General features: G+C 47.3%; 16 protein-coding genes. 2 read left to right on the forward strand and 14 right to left on the reverse strand.

The genetic code is table 11. The features are described 5' to 3' along the window. Positions 1-21 precede the first annotated feature (21 nt). The 3 genes from deoC to ACLTOH_RS01345 all read right to left on the reverse strand — a co-directional run bounded on the left by deoC (position 22) and on the right by ACLTOH_RS01345 (position 3,097). A complete protein-coding gene (gene deoC, locus ACLTOH_RS01335) occupies positions 22-687 on the reverse strand; it encodes a deoxyribose-phosphate aldolase (RefSeq protein WP_337413001.1) in 666 nt (221 codons plus the stop codon). Between the two features lie 172 nt (positions 688-859). Beyond that, positions 860-2,347 carry a threonine synthase gene (gene thrC / locus ACLTOH_RS01340; RefSeq protein WP_227064060.1) on the reverse strand — a complete coding sequence of 496 codons (1,488 nt, stop codon included), beginning with the start codon at positions 2,345-2,347 and terminating at the stop codon, positions 860-862. Between the two features lie 108 nt (positions 2,348-2,455). Next, the gene (locus tag ACLTOH_RS01345) at positions 2,456-3,097 is read right to left on the reverse strand and encodes a cell wall hydrolase (RefSeq protein WP_227064059.1); all 642 of its coding nucleotides are present in this window, start codon (positions 3,095-3,097) and stop codon (positions 2,456-2,458) included. A gap of 110 nt (positions 3,098-3,207) precedes the next feature. Here ACLTOH_RS01345 and ACLTOH_RS01350 point away from each other — a divergent pair, with 110 nt between their 5' ends. Then, entirely contained in the window at positions 3,208-4,044 is an 837-nt protein-coding gene (locus tag ACLTOH_RS01350; protein WP_227064058.1) for a hypothetical protein, read from the forward strand. Here ACLTOH_RS01350 and ACLTOH_RS01355 read toward each other — a convergent pair. From ACLTOH_RS01355 to rsxC, 7 genes are read right to left on the reverse strand one after another with little or no spacing between them, the layout of a single operon-like run. Continuing rightward, positions 4,022-5,143 (reverse strand): glycoside hydrolase family 25 protein, encoded by a 1,122-nt coding sequence (locus ACLTOH_RS01355; RefSeq protein WP_117464968.1) that lies wholly within the window; start codon positions 5,141-5,143, stop codon positions 4,022-4,024. The two genes, ACLTOH_RS01350 and ACLTOH_RS01355, sit on opposite strands and share 23 nt — an antisense overlap. A gap of 24 nt (positions 5,144-5,167) precedes the next feature. Then, complete coding sequence (locus ACLTOH_RS01360; RefSeq protein WP_117568669.1) at positions 5,168-5,965, reverse strand: RnfABCDGE type electron transport complex subunit B; 798 nt, start codon at positions 5,963-5,965, stop codon at positions 5,168-5,170. A 15-nt stretch (positions 5,966-5,980) separates the two neighbouring features. Beyond that, complete coding sequence (locus ACLTOH_RS01365) at positions 5,981-6,565, reverse strand: electron transport complex protein RnfA (protein ID WP_022153243.1); 585 nt, start codon at positions 6,563-6,565, stop codon at positions 5,981-5,983. Further along, the gene (gene rsxE / locus ACLTOH_RS01370; RefSeq protein WP_022311882.1) at positions 6,566-7,363 is read right to left on the reverse strand and encodes an electron transport complex subunit RsxE; all 798 of its coding nucleotides are present in this window, start codon (positions 7,361-7,363) and stop codon (positions 6,566-6,568) included. It lies immediately after the preceding gene. Next, complete coding sequence (locus ACLTOH_RS01375) at positions 7,356-7,955, reverse strand: RnfABCDGE type electron transport complex subunit G (RefSeq protein WP_117464994.1); 600 nt, start codon at positions 7,953-7,955, stop codon at positions 7,356-7,358. Before ACLTOH_RS01375 ends, rsxE begins: the two co-directional genes overlap by 8 nt. 16 nt (positions 7,956-7,971) lie before the next feature. Next, complete coding sequence (locus ACLTOH_RS01380; protein WP_022311884.1) at positions 7,972-8,913, reverse strand: RnfABCDGE type electron transport complex subunit D; 942 nt, start codon at positions 8,911-8,913, stop codon at positions 7,972-7,974. 12 nt (positions 8,914-8,925) lie between these two features. Beyond that, positions 8,926-10,245: an electron transport complex subunit RsxC gene (gene rsxC / locus ACLTOH_RS01385; RefSeq protein ID WP_117568667.1), complete on the reverse strand. Its 1,320-nt coding sequence runs from the start codon at positions 10,243-10,245 to the stop codon at positions 8,926-8,928. A 301-nt stretch (positions 10,246-10,546) separates the two neighbouring features. Here rsxC and ACLTOH_RS01390 point away from each other — a divergent pair, with 301 nt between their 5' ends. After that, positions 10,547-11,653, forward strand: a complete 1,107-nt coding sequence (locus ACLTOH_RS01390) for a ribonuclease H-like domain-containing protein (RefSeq protein WP_022311886.1) — start codon at positions 10,547-10,549, stop codon at positions 11,651-11,653. Positions 11,654-11,790: 137 nt separating this feature from the next. On the opposite strand, the gene ACLTOH_RS01395 is transcribed toward ACLTOH_RS01390, so the two are convergent. The 4 genes from ACLTOH_RS01395 to cmk are packed head-to-tail and all read right to left on the reverse strand — an operon-like array spanning position 11,791 to position 15,255. Then, positions 11,791-12,570, reverse strand: coding sequence for a CheR family methyltransferase (locus ACLTOH_RS01395; RefSeq protein WP_117464965.1), 780 nt, complete (start codon positions 12,568-12,570; stop codon positions 11,791-11,793). A gap of 24 nt (positions 12,571-12,594) precedes the next feature. Continuing rightward, entirely contained in the window at positions 12,595-13,743 is a 1,149-nt protein-coding gene (gene rpsA / locus ACLTOH_RS01400; RefSeq protein ID WP_117464964.1) for a 30S ribosomal protein S1, read from the reverse strand. After that, on the reverse strand, positions 13,724-14,584 hold the full coding sequence (ispH, locus tag ACLTOH_RS01405; RefSeq protein WP_227733076.1) for a 4-hydroxy-3-methylbut-2-enyl diphosphate reductase: 861 nt from the start codon (positions 14,582-14,584) through the stop codon (positions 13,724-13,726). Before ispH ends, rpsA begins: the two co-directional genes overlap by 20 nt. A 14-nt stretch (positions 14,585-14,598) precedes the next feature. After that, on the reverse strand, positions 14,599-15,255 hold the full coding sequence (gene cmk, locus ACLTOH_RS01410) for a (d)CMP kinase (protein WP_118503347.1): 657 nt from the start codon (positions 15,253-15,255) through the stop codon (positions 14,599-14,601). Positions 15,256-15,278 lie beyond the last annotated feature (23 nt).

Here is a 15,278-nt window from a genome sequence, read left to right on the forward strand (position 1 = left end):
TCCATTCTATATATCAGTTAATCAATACCCTTCCGTAAGTTCACCCTTGCAGAGTCCTACAGCTCTGGAAGTACCGATTCTTTCACAGCCAAGTTCTAAGAACATTTCCAGATCTTCCATGCTGGATACGCCGCCTGCCGCTTTGATCTTTACGTTAGGGCCAATGTATTTCTTGAACAGTTCCACATCCTCCTTCGTGGCGCCGCCGGTTCCGAAGCCGGTGGAAGTCTTGATAAAGTCCGCTCCGGCATTGGTCACTGCCTTACACATGGCAATCTTCTCTTCCTCGGTCAGATAACAGGTCTCAATGATCACCTTGAGGATATGATGTCCGCACTCTTTCTTCAGTGTACGGATCTCTTCCTCCACCTTGTCAAGCAACCCGTTCTTCACATCGCTGATATTCACTACCATATCGATCTCGTTGCAACCATCCTCCAGTGCCTTGCGCACCTCGGCCACCTTGGCTTCCGTCACACTGTATCCTAAGGGAAATCCTACTACGGTACAGATATTGATTTTGTCTCCGTAAGTGTCATGGATTCTCTTGATATAGCAAGGGGGCACACATACGCTGGCGGTATGATACTGAATCGCCTCATCGCATAATTTCTGGATGTCCTCCCAGGTAGCAAAGGCTTTCAACTGGGTATGATCCACTTTTCCAAGCATTTCTTTTGCAGTCATGTTGTTCTCCTTCCGGTATCTATTTTCATATTATTGTTACAGTCTGCTAACCTTACCTATTATAGCAAAGAACCCCCGCAAGATAAAGGATAAAGTTTTTACACAAAAACAATACCGCCCAGAAAGCCGTTGACGTGACTTGGGCGGTATCTCACTAATTTTTAATTCTTAACTACATTCCAAGAAAACTCTTCACCGTGTCTTTCATCTTGTCCACGTCACACTGGGTATCGTGCAGCACCGGTGCGGTACGGATTTCTTCGATGGCATTGGGTACTTTCACCTTGGCGATCTTAGACAGTTCATCCACCAGTTCAAAGTCACCCATGGCATCATACTTGATGTCAATGGCATCCATAACGCTTCTGGTGAACTTGAAGGGGCTTGCGGTGGAAGCAATCACGGTGGTCTTGTGATCTCCGGTCTCAGCCACATACTTGCCGTACACTGCGGAAGCTACTGCGGTATGAGTATCGATGACATAACCGCATTTTTCATACAGACGGCGGATCTCTGCGGCGGTCTCCGCTTCGCTTGCAAAGTTGCCGTAGAAGTCAGCCAGCTGTGCCTTCATCTCTTCGGTGATCTCGTATTTGCCGTTGCCGGACAGAGCGCTCATCAGCTCACGGTTCTTGTCTGCATCATTGCCTGCAATACGGTAGATCAGACGCTCCAGATTGCTGGAGATCAGAATATCCATGGACGGTGAAGTGGTCAGTACGAATTCTCTGTTGCGGTCATAGGTGCCAGTGCGGAAGAAATCATACAATACCTTATTGTCATTGGAAGCACAGATCAGCTTATCGATGGGCAGTCCCATATTCTTCGCATAAAATGCAGCCAGAATATTACCGAAGTTGCCGGTGGGAACCACAACATTGATCTTCTCACCCTCTGTGATCTTACCATCTTTTAATAATTGTGCATACGCATAAACATAATAACAAATCTGAGGTACCAGACGTCCGATGTTAATGGAGTTCGCAGAGGAAAACTGGAAGCCCTTCTCATCCATTTCTTTTGCCAGTTCCTTGTCGGAGAAAATCTTCTTCACACCGGTCTGGGCATCATCGAAATTACCGTGAATGCCTACCACAAAAGTATTGGCACCCTTCTGGGTCACCATCTGCTTCTCCTGAATCGGGCTGACACCGTTCTTCGGGTAAAATACGATGATCCGGGTACCCTTGACATCGGCAAAGCCTGCCAGAGCTGCCTTACCGGTATCACCGGAAGTAGCAGTCAGGATCACGATCTCATTCTTGATATTATTCTTACGGGCGGAAGTGATCATCAGGTGAGGTAAAATGGAAAGTGCCATATCCTTGAACGCAATGGTGGAACCATGGAACAATTCCAGATAATAAGCATCATCCGCCTGTACCAGAGGAGCGATCTTCTCCGTATCAAACTTGGAATCATAAGCGTTGTTGATACAATTTTTCAGTTCTTCCTCGGTAAAGTCTGTCAGGAATAATTTCATAACTTCATAAGCTACCTGCTGATAACTCATTCCGGTCAGTTCTGAAAGACTCTTGTCCAATGCAGGAATATGATCCGGTACAAACAGTCCTCCGTCATCGGATAATCCCTTCAGAATTGCCTGGGATGCGGTTACCGGTTCGCTGTTGCTGCGTGTGCTGCGATAAATTACTTCCATTTCCTCTCCTCCGTGTCTATGTATGAATGTATGCTGGAATATCTCCCTAGCATCTCCATCTATATTTTCGAAAAGTATAGCATACTTTAAACACTGTTGCAAGGTGAATCATTGAAGCGCTTTTTTATCCGAAAAAAATTCATGTCCGCCATGTCGGAATAATAGCGTCAATTTTTCATCGAACCAGCGCATACTTTCACTGTCGGCATATTTTCTGGCGGCAAAATACAATGCTCCCCTGGAAATGTCCTCGCCCGCCAGAGCCCGTCCGACAGCTTCTACCGTCTCTTCACTGACACTTACTTTGTAATAACTGCCGTCGGCAATGGGAGAAAACTGTGACACCCCGTTTTCCCGCTGGAATACGATCTCCGTAATGCTGTCCGGAAATTTTTCGGAATTCAGACGGTTCAGGATCACATTGGCCACCAACAGCTTCCCATCCTCGTCTTCGCACCCGGCTTCCGCTTCCACGATCCGAAGCAGCACTTCCAGATCCGCCTGTTCCAGCTGGTACTTACTCTCCCGCTGTAATTCACTGCAATCCACTACTCTCTGTCCGGAAGAAGTCCGGGAAGCAATCCCCATCATGATGCTTTCCTTGTCCGCCAGCAGGCTTTCTTCCATATGTACCTCCGACACCGTCTGCTGCAATTTCCTACCGATTTCTTCCATGCGGCAGAGACTTAAAACACCGATCAGAAATATCAGATTTATTGCAAGTAGTCCGCTTAATGCTCTTTTATACATACAGGCTTTGTTCCTTTCCCCAATTCTCATTTTGGCTCTAACTTCATTTTATGCAGCTCGTCCGAAAAATATATCTGTTGTTCTCCGGAGAAAAATGTTACTATAGAAATATGAGTGAGCAAAACATTGAAAAAGAACAATTATATAAAGGAGTCTTCCGGGCCGAAAAAAAAGACGGAACTGTCTATTACCGTGCTTCTCTGACCAAAAACGGCAAGCATATCAGTCTTGGCAGTTTCCCCGATGCCTTACAGGCCCATCGGGCCTACGAACAGGGGCTTCTCCTGCTGTCCGATCCTTCCCTGACACTGCAGTCCTACGAGAAGGTGTCCCCTTTGTCCTTCGAAAAATGGGTCAGTCTGATCAATCTGCGGGACAACGGACTATACATCGGCAATCCGATCTATCTGGGACAGCAGCTCTTCTATTATTATTTGTCCCCCCACCATGTCTTAAAATTCGACATGGAAGACCTGTTCTATTATTCTTCCCATAAGATCATGTGCCGGGGAAATCATTATTTTGTGGCCGACTACGGAATGCAGCAGACGCTGACCTCACGCTATGGCATCAAAAGCTACGGAGTTACCGGCGTGGATTATTGTTTTGTCAACGGAGATCCTACGGACTTCCGCAGGGAAAATCTGCAGATCCACAACATCTATCACGGTGTCCGGAAAACGGCAGCAAAAAACGGACAGTACGTTTATACTGTCCGCATTCATATCCGTGGTAATTATATTGTGGGGCGCTACGCTACTGATATCGAAGCAGCCATTGCCTATAACAAGGCCATCGATATTTTGCATAGCAAAGGAGTCACCAGTAATTTTACCCCCAACTATGTGGAAGCCATCACTCCCCGCCGTTATGCCGAGATCTATTCTACGCTCGACATTGCACCGGGAATCCTGAATTATGAGCCTATTTCTCCGAATAATCAATAAAACTGATATTCATATTGGCATAGCCTGCAATGCCGTCGATGGTGACATCATTGGCATATTGCCACATGGTAAAACGATAAGGATAATCCGGCACGTCTTCCATCTGGGAAAGCCATACGTCATATGCCGATAATTTTGACAGGTCAATCTCTTTGATCAGCCACTCCTTGTCTCCGTAAAGCAGGGGCTTATATCCGGCTGCCTCTATGGTATCCAGGAAAGCCTTGGTGATCTTCGTCTTGTCAGCACGACTGACAGTCTCGATTCTCGTCGTATCATTGTCCACAAAACTCATATCAAAAGCCACCGGATAGGTGATCTTGTAGTCTTTGATATTCTCCAGAACGATATTGGATTCCTCCACCGCCTCTTCTTCCGTGATGGCCTGTGAGGTAAAATACACCCCGATCTGTAATCCAGCATCTGTGGCTCTCTTGATATTGTCTACGAAATAATCATCCAATACGATCTGTCCGCTGCCATAGCCTCTGGCACCTACCCGCAACATCACAAAATCCACTCCGGCTTTTTTCAGTTTCAAAAAATCCACATAATCCTGATATTTGGAAATATCCACCCCGACATAGGAAGTCAGTTTGCCGTCCTGATAATATTTCATCAGGTCGGACTGGCACACCAGTTTGGTGAAATCATATTCGTGCTTGGGAAGGTACGGGCTGATCAGCACCCATTCTTCCTTGCCGTCCCGGTTGGTCACCAGGGTATGTTTTCCATCGGTGGAGGGATCCGCTTCCGCTGTTTCCTTTTTGTTATCCTTTTGGGAAGGCTCCGCAGACGGCAATGGTGTTGCCGTAGTCTCCGGGTACATGTCCCAGAAATCCAGATCCGAAGGAGTCAATGTGCTTCCGGTGATCAGGTCCTGCGTGTCCGGATATTTGTCTGTCTGATTATTTTCTGCCTGTTGTACATTCTCCGTCTGTGCAGCCGTATTGTTCTGTTGGTGGGAAGTGGGCTGTCTGTTCATGATCAGCACCACCGTAAGGATCACTGCCACGAAAATTGTAACAGCAACGATGGCACTGATCACCGTAGGTGTCAGCCCTCCTCCGTGATCTTCATAATCGTCCGGAAGACGCATATCTTTTCTCCTCTTGTACTTTCTTTATGCTTTTACGATACATTTCTTCGGGCATTTCTCCATGCAGGCACCACAGCCCACACATTTCTCCGGATCAATGATTGCATGGAAATTCTCGACCTTCACAGCATCGTGCTGGCAATTCTTTACGCAGATACCGCAGCCCACACAGCCGGTCTTGCAGGCCTTCATGGTAACAGGGCCCTTGTCCGTAGAACTGCAGGCTACCTGTACCGTATTGGAATAAGGCCGTAAGCTGATCAGATGCTTGGGGCAGACCTCCACGCACTTTCCGCAGGCCTTACATTTTTCCTTATCTACTACAGCCACACCGTTCTCTACATGAATGGCATCGAAGGGACAGACCTGTGCACAGGTTCCGAATCCCAGGCAGCCACTGTTGCAGGATTTCGGCCCGCCTCCAGGCACAAAGCTCATCATACGACAGTCCTTGATGCCATAATAATCATAATCCGTTGTGGTCCGCTCGCAGTCACCCTGACAATGCACATAAGCTACCTTGCGCTCGGAAGCCTCTGCTTCTACACCCATGATGGCGGCGATTTTTTTGCCGACTTCCTCTCCGCCTACGGGACAGGTGTTCACCGCAGCCTCTCCCTTTGCAATGGCAGCTGCCAGACCGGAACATCCGGCGAAGCCGCAGCCACCACAGTTATTTCCGGGAAGGGCAGCTAACACCGCCTCTTCCTTCTCATCTACTTCTACTTTGAATTTAATGCCGGCCACGCCAAGGAACAGTCCCACAAAGATGCCGACGATTCCGACACAAGCCGCAGCAATCAGAATTCCTGTTATACTCATCTATGTTACTCCTTCCTAGATCAGACCGGAGAATCCGCAGAAAGCAATGGCCATCAGTCCTGCTGTCAGCAGTACCATGGGCATTCCCTTGAAAGATTCCGGCACTTCATTGTATTCCATCTTCTCACGCAGTCCTGCCAGGATCACGATGGCAATGGTAAAGCCAAGCGCTGTGGCAAAGCCATTTACGATACCGGTCAGAATACCGTATTCCTTCTGCACGTTGGTAATGGCTACACCCAGCACCGCGCAGTTGGTGGTAATCAGAGGCAGATAGACGCCCAGTGCCTGATACAGGGAAGGCATTGCCTTTTTCAGGAACATTTCCACGAACTGTACCAGTGCAGCAATGACGAGAATGAACACTATCGTCTCCAGATACTCAATGTGTAACGGCTGTAAGATAAATTTGTAGATCACACCCGCTACCGCACTGGCCAGCGTAATAACGAAGATAACCGCCGTTCCCATGCCGCCCGCCGTCTTGATCTTGCGGGACACGCCTAAGAAGGGGCACAGTCCCATGAACTGGCTTAATACGATATTGCTGACGATGGAGGAACTGATCAGTAACAGAAGCATATCTTTTACACTATCCATTTATTTGTCCTCCTTATCTAAATCGATGGTCTCCAGATCATCCTCTGCCGTCTGAGGTTTTGCTGCCGCTTTTGCCGCATCCTTCACAGCCTCTTCCGTGGTATTGGTATTGTCATAAAACCGCTCCGAGCAGCCACTCTCGCCACAGTGCAGACAGTCATGTCCGCAGCCGGACTGGATCTTCTCGTAATCCTTGCCAGCTAGCTTTCTCTTATTCTTGATATAGTTCTGCAAAGCGGTCAGTGCAGCCAGTACGAAGAACGCACCGGGAGCCAGTCCGAAAATATTGATCGTCACATAGGAATCCGGCATGATCCGAAATCCGAAGATGGATCCGGCCGCCAGGATCTCACGTACTGCACCGATACAAGTCAGTGCCAGAGAGAAACCAAGTCCCATGCCAAGTCCATCGAACAGGGAAGGAATGGGCGGATGGGAATACGCATAGCTCTCTGCTCTTCCCAGAATGATACAGTTTACAACGATCAGAGGAATATACACACCCAGAGCATCGTTCAGTGACGGCAGATACGCCTGCAACAGCAGCTGTACCGCAGTTACAAAGGATGCAATAATCACGATAAATGCAGGGATTCTCACCCGGCTGGGGATCACTTTCCTAAGCAGCGAAATGATCAGGTTACTCATGGTAAGTACCACTGCCGTGGTCAGGCCCATGCCAAGTCCGTTCATGGCCGATGTGGTCACCGCCAGAGTCGGACACATTCCCAGCATCAGTACAAATGTAGGATTTTCCTTGATGATACCGTTATAAAGTCTTTCACCTGCTTTATTCATTGCCAGCACCTCCCTGTACATAATCATTAAATGCCAGAAGGCTTCCGTTGACAGCGTTAGTCACTGCTTTCGTGGTGATGGTCGCACCGCTGATGGCATCGATCTCACTGTCAGAAGTGGATCCGGTCTTGGTGTAGGCAAAGCTCTTCACGTTCTTGTTGTGGAACTGCGGCACCAGCACATCTCCCGCTTTCATGCCCAGTCCGGGAGTCTCGGAAATACTTAAAATAGAAATATCATTGACCGTACCATCCAGACGGATTCCCACATACAGCACAATATTTCCGCCATAGCCTTCGGAGGTCGTGGTCTGGATCACATAGCCCAACTGCGTTCCGGAAGCATCCTGCGCTTCATAGACGGTACCGATAGTGATTCCGGTATCTGCCAGCTTCTGCGCCGTATCCGCAGAAGGTGTATAAGCATCCAGTTCTTCAAAATGCTCCGCATCCGCAAAGACCGCCTGACAGGCTTCCTGCACCGCTTTTTCCTCCTGCTGACGGATGGGCTCCTTGGTCAGTTCATAGACAAAGCCAAGCAAAAGTCCAGCAATCAGAGTAATTGCGAACAAAATGCCCGCTTCTTTTAACATTGCCTGAATATCATTCTTATTTTTCACGTTTCGCACCTGCCTTTCTGCCAAAAGCCACCGGCATGGTGAATTTTTCGATCAGAGGTACCAGAAGGTTACCTAAAATGATGGCATAGGACACTCCCTCTGCTCCCGGTCCGAAGATACGGAAGATTCCGGTAAGAAGTCCCAGTACCGCACCGTATACATACTGTCCCTTGATGGTAATCGGTCTGGTGACATAATCCGTTGCCATGAAAAAGGCACCCAGGATCAGGCCGCCGCCTGCTAACTGTGCAGACAGATAGGCAGGATCAAAGCCGTGCCCGCCGAAGATTCCCGCAAACAGGATCACGGTCACAATATATGTACCGGGGATCCGAAGGTCGATCACACCGATCAGGATCAGGAAACAGGCACCGATCAGCAGTGCGATCACGGAAGTCTCGCCGATGGTACCGGCGGTCTTACCTACGATCATATTCATGACATTGACACTCTCTCCTGCCTTCAGTGCTGCCAGCGGTGTAGCCCCGGTATAGGCATCACAGGCAAAATTCGTCATCTGGGACGGGAAAGAGATCAGCAGAAAGCATCTGGCTGCCAGTGCCGGGTTCATAAAGTTCTGACCCAGACCACCGAACAGCATTTTTACCACAAGGATGGCAAACACACCGCCCAATGCCGCCATCCACAGCGGAATGCTCACCGGCAGATTCAGCGCCAGCAGCAGTCCCGTTACCACTGCTGACATATCGGAAATCGTGATTTTTTTCTTCCAGAGCCAGCCGAATAATAACTCCGTCAATACTGTACTGGCAATGGTCACAGCCATGACTGCCAGTGCTCTGGGGCCAAAGTTATAGATTCCGAAACCGGCAGCCGGCAGCAGTGCGATCACCACGGCTGTCATAATGCTGCTGGTCGTTACTTTTGACCGGATATGAGGATTTGAAGATACTTTTAAAAGTCCGCTCACTGTTCTTCCCTCCTACTTCTTTTTCTTCTTGGCAAGCTGGATCTTACGCATGGATTTGATCTCCTGCGTCAGAGGACGCTTTGCCGGGCATACAAAACTACAGCAGCCGCATTCACAGCATTCCATACCGTTATGTTCCACGAAAGCCTCTTCATCAAAATGCTCCGCATAGGTTGCCAAAAGGCTGGGAACAATACGTCCGGGACATGCTTCCACGCAACGTCCGCAGTTGATGCAGGGACTGGGCTCCATAGCGGATACATCGTCCTGGGTCAGTGCCAGTAATGCGGTAGAGGTCTTTGTGGTAGGTACATCCAGCTGGAACATACCGAATCCCATCATGGGACCTCCGCAGATGATCTTCTCCGGCTCCTGCTTAAATCCACCGGCTATATCCAACAGTTCCTGATAACTCATACCGATAGGTACACGAAAATTCCGGGGATTGGCCACAGCATCTCCGGTAACAGTGATGATACGTTCCATCAGAGGGCGTCCTTCCGTCACCGCTCTGTAAATGGCAACCACAGTATCTACGTTATCTACAATACAACCTACGTCCGCAGGCAACATGGAGGAATTGATCTTCCGTCCCGTTGTGGCATAGATCAGCTGACGCTCCGCGCCCTGAGGATACTTGGTCTTCAGTGCCTTCACCGTGATCTGAGGATCGTTCTTAGTCATCTGTTTTAACAGAGAGATACAATCCGGCTTATTGTCCTCCACGGCCAGAATACCGTGGGCATTGTCAAACAGCTTCAGCATGATCTTCAGACCACCGATCAGCTTGTCCGGCTCTTCCATCATTCTGCGGTAATCGGAAGTCAGATAAGGCTCACATTCCGCACAGTTAGCAATTACATATTCAATTTTGTCAGGATCCTTGGGAGACAGCTTGACATGCGTAGGAAATCCGGCACCACCCATACCTACGATACCGGCTTCCTTCACAATGTCGATGATCTCTTCCTTCTGCAGTTTGTCCACCGGTGCATAAGGATGAAATTCTTCGCTCTCATACAGGCCGTCATTGTCGATCACGATACTCTGTATCAGATCTCCTGTTACCACACGTCTCGTCTCAATGGTTTTTACCGTACCCGACACAGATGCATAGATGGGTGCCGACACGAAGCCACCACTTTCCGCTATCTTTTGTCCCGCCAGCACCCGGTCTCCTTTTGCCACGATGGGCTTCGCCGGAGCGCCGATGTGCTGGGACAACGGATAGACCATTTCCCCTTTGGGCAGGACATCCTGGATCGGTTTGTCCTTGGACAGATCTTTTCCATCATAGGGATGTATTCCGCCTACAAATGTCAACTTTGCCATTTCCTAACATCCTTTCTAAATAGTTACTTGTATTGCAAATTGCATTATGATAATTGTACTATTTTTATCAACTTTTATCAACAAAATGCTACTGCAAATTCTAAAATTATGGTAAAATAAATTCACCCATAGAAAGTCTGTGTGACTGCTTGCAGGCAGCACAGGTTTTCTATGAGGTGAATAAACAAACATAAGTAAGTAGGGCGATAGCCCGGATTACGCATGTTTGTTACGCTTTCGAGAGTTCGAAGAACGAAGAAAGCGTTTATTAACTTGCCCACACGGCAGAAAGAGGTCATACATGAAAAAATCAGAAGAGACTCTGGAGGATTTCGCGATCTCCTATCCCTTGGATAAGCTGGCGCCTCTGGAACAAATCCTTTTTCTCGATATTGAGACCACGGGATTCACTTCCCGTACTTCTTATTTATATATGATTGGCTGTGCCTACTATCAGGCCGGCAAATGGCGGACCATCCAGTGGATGGCGGATGACTATTCCCAGGAAGGGGATATTCTCACTGCTTTCTTTGATTTTGCAAGAGATTATCGCTATCTGGTACATTTCAACGGCAATAATTTTGACCTTCCCTTTATCACCCAGAAATGTGCGCAGTTAAAGCTTCCGTTCTCCTTTGACGGATTTCAGGGTATCGACATTTACCGCCGGATCTCCCCTTATAAATTCTTCCTAAAGCTGCCGAACTGTAAGCAGAAAACTTTGGAGCAGTATCTCGGAATTGCCCGGACCGATGTTTTCTCCGGCGGAGAACTCATTGGTCTATACCATGATTATGTAAAAAATCCTTCGGAATTCACAGAAAAAGCATTATTTTTGCATAATGCGGACGACCTGAAGGGAATGTTGGAAGTTCTTCCGATTCTGGCCTACTATGATCTGTTCAACGAGAATTGTGTGAAAGCCAGAAAAGTACAGGCCAACTATTACAAAGATGTCAGTGGCGCACAGCGCAAGGAACTGTTGATCACCCTGCAGATTCCCACTTCCCTGCCCAGACTGGTAACCGCTTCTGCGGCCAACTGCTATTTCCGTGGAGAAGGAGAATCGGCTACTTTAAAGGTTCCCATTTACGAGGAAGAATTAAAATATTTCTATTCCAACTACAAGGACTATTACTATCTTCCTACGGAAGATGTGGCATTGCACAAATCTGTAGCCGGTTTCGTGGACAAAGAGCACAGGCTCCAAGCCTCCGCAGCGAACTGTTACACCCGGAAATTCTCCTGCTATCTTCCCCAATGGGAGATTCTGTTCACGCCATTCTTCAAGAGAGATTATAAGAGCAAGGAATTATTCTTCGAGTTGACGGATGAAATGAAGAAAAACAGAGAAGGATTTACACAGTATGCCAATCATGTTTTGTCCATGATCGCATCTACTTACTAACCGGAACGAAATGAGACATCGTCCCTTAGATGTACTTATAGTACTTATAGCACTTATAGCACAGAAAGTACAAAAAGTACAAAAAGAGGAAAGCAAAACTGCTTTCCTCTTTCTTATTTTGTCATTTTCTGTACTCACTACATCGGTTTCACATAATAGAAAGAACTCTTTCTGTCAAATCCGATTTCGCGATAATTCATGATCTGTTCGGTACTTCCGATAAACAGCATACCACCCTTGGCCAGTGACTGGTAATACTTCCGGAATACTTCATCCTTTGCTTCTTCTGTAAAGTAAATCAATACATTTCTGCACACGATCAGATTACAGTCGGTAGGATAAGTATCCTTCAGTAAATTGTGCTGGTGAAAATCCACTCTTGCCTTGATCTCATCTGCAATCTTGTAAGAAGGACCAATCTTCGTGAAGTATTTCTTCTTCAGATCCTCCGGCACGCCTTCTATGCTCTTTTCTCCATACAGGCCGGTCTTTGCCTTTGCGATAACCTGTTTGTCCAGATCTGTAGCATAGATACGAATCTGCTGTAACGGAATGTGCCGTGACAGAGCCATTACCAGAGAGTAAGGCTCATCTCCCGTGGAACATGCCGCACTCCAAACCTTCAGGTTCTTGCCGAAGCGTTGAATCAGTTCCGGGATCACGGTCTCTTCCAGATATTTCCACTGTTCAGGATTACGGTAGAATTCTGAAACATTGATAGTAATGTATCCTACAAATTCCTCAAAAAGTACTTTATCCGTCTTCAGTGCCTGTACATACTTGTCATAACCTACGATCTTATGCTTGGCGATCAGAGTATCAATACGCCGTTTCATCTGCTTCTCTTTGTAAGCATTCAGATCGATCGTAGTCAGAGAATAAATCTCCTTTTTAAAATACTCATAATCATATATCATGAATATCTACCACCTAACGGTTGATTATTTCTCAGAGTTCTCAGCCTCTGCAGCGATAACAGCGTCAATATCTACAGATACAACATCTGCATCGGACTCTTCCTCTGCCTCAACGGGTTCTGGAGCTGTCAGAGCTTTAACGCTCAGGGAAATCTTGTGATCAGCCTCATTGAAATCTACAACCTTAGCTGTAACTTCATCGCCAACGCTCAGTACATCGGAAGGTTTCTCAATGTGCTCCTTTGCGATCTGGGATACATGAAGCAGAGCATCTACACCGGGCTCTAATTCTACGAAAGCACCAAAGTCGGTCATTCTTGCAACCTTACCGGTTACAACATTGCCTACAGCATACTTCTCTGCTGCATTCTTCCAGGGGTTAGCATCGTCGAATTTCAGGGACAGTGCAATCTTATTGCCGTTGATCTCTTTGATCAGGACTTTCAGCTTATCGCCAACCTTGAATACCTTCTTGGGATGCTCGACTCTGCCCCAAGACATCTCGGAGATGTGAAGCAGTCCGTCTGCGCCGCCAAGATCGATAAATGCGCCGAAATCAGTTACGTTCTTAACAACACCTTCTACGATATCGCCTTCTTTGATCTTCTCAAAGAGTTCCTTCTGCAGTTCAGCCTTCTTGGCTACGATCAGCTGTTTGCGGTCGCCAATATATCTTCTTCTCTTGGGATTGTACTCGCTGATCACGAATTCAATCTCCTGTCCTGCATACTTGGTCAGATCCTTCTCATAAGTATCGGATACCAGGCTTGCGGGGATGAAGATTCTTACTTCGTCCACGATCACACTTAAGCCACCGTCCAGTACCTGGGATACGGTTGCCTTAAGTACCTCGTGATTGTTAAATGCTTCTTCAATTCTCTTGTTGCCTCTGTCTGCAGCAAGACGCTTGTAGGTAAGGAGAACCTGACCCTCACCGTCATTTACTTTCAGGACCTTAACTTCCATGGTGTCACCAACCTTGGCAACCGTGGTAAGATCCACGCTGGAGTCGTTGGTGTATTCGTTCTTGGTAAGAATACCGTCAGATTTGTATCCGATGTTCAGAATGATCTCTTCCGGTTTCACATCGATGACTGTACCTTCGACTACCTCTCCTGCATGTATTGTCTTTAATGATTCTTCCAACATTTGTTCAAAAGTTAATTCTGACATAATTTTGAACCTCCTCAATTAATTTATTTGGGGTGGAAGCCCCCGCGGTAATACCCACTAGTCGAACAGCTTTAGGTAGATCTAAATGCAAGTCATCCAGTGTCTGTATAAAATAGGTGTGCACACATTCCCTTTGGCAGATTTCGTAAAGCTTTCTGCTATTAGAACTGTGCTTCCCTCCTATTACAATCATAACGTCAGCTTCCGCTGCAATGGCCTTTGCCGATCGCTGTCGCTCTTCTGTAGCATTACAGATAGTGTTCACAACACTATCATTGTAACCTTTTTTTTCAAAAATTTCAACTATATATTGAAATTTATTGTAGTTATATGTCGTCTGAGACACAATACAGAGCTTTTCACCTTCTGTTTTCACAAAATTTTCTGCCTGTTCGGGAGTTTCCAGAACGGTTACCGGGCCCTGACACCAGCCGACGATACCCTCTACTTCCGGATGTTTCGGGTCCCCCACAACGATCACATGGTACCCTTCTGTGCTTTTTTGTTCCACGATACGATGGATCTTTTTCACAAAGGGGCAGGTGGCATCAATGCACTCCAGACCGTTTGCTTCCATGATATCATAGATTTCTTTTGCCACTCCGTGGGCACGGATGATCACAGTGGGAATGGTCTCCCCGGCTTTCAGGTTTTTTAGTTCTTCTTTGCTTTCCAGAACTCTTACTCCTTTTTCCGCCAGTTCCCGGACCACTTCCTCATTATGCACGATGGGACCATAGGTATAGATAGTCTTCCCGTTTTTTAATTGTTCATACACAGTATCTACGGCGCGCTTTACGCCGAAGCAAAAGCCCGCGCAGTCTGCCAGTCTTACTTCCATATCAGATCTCCTGTTTAACCGATCAGTTCCACGATCCGGTCGATGACCTGCTCGATCGTCATATCGGAGGTATCCACCAGTACCGCATCCTCAGCCTGTTTTAACGGAGAGGTCTCTCTGTGCATATCTCTATAGTCTCTGTCTTCGATATCCTGACGGATCTTCTCCAGATCACAGGTCTCTCCCTTTGCGGTCAGTTCATCATATCTTCTCCTGGCTCTCACCATACTGCTGGCGGTCAGATAGATCTTCACCTGAGCATTTGGAAGAACCACTGTACCGATGTCACGGCCGTCCATGATCACGTCGCTTTTAGCTGCAAGTGCCTGCTGAAGTTCTACCAGTTTGGTGCGTACTGCAGGTTGTGCACTGGTATTGGATGCCATATTGCCGACTTCTTCGGTACGCAGATAAGCATTAACGTTCTCTCCGTTTAATAAAACGACCTGCTCACCGTCCACATACTGAATGGTGATATCCGCCTCCTTGCATTTATCGGCGATGACCGCTGCATCCGTGGGTTCTACGCCCTCTCTTAACATAAACAGTGCCATGGCGCGATACATTGCTCCGGTGTCCACATAGATAAATCCTTTTTTCTTTGCCACAGCTCTTGCAATGGTACTTTTTCCGGCACCTGCCGGGCCGTCGATTGCTACATTAAAACTCATAGTCTAGTCCTCTTTTCTTTATT

Source organism: Waltera sp. (genome assembly GCF_046969025.1).
Lineage (GTDB): Bacteria > Bacillota > Clostridia > Lachnospirales > Lachnospiraceae > Acetatifactor > Acetatifactor acetigignens.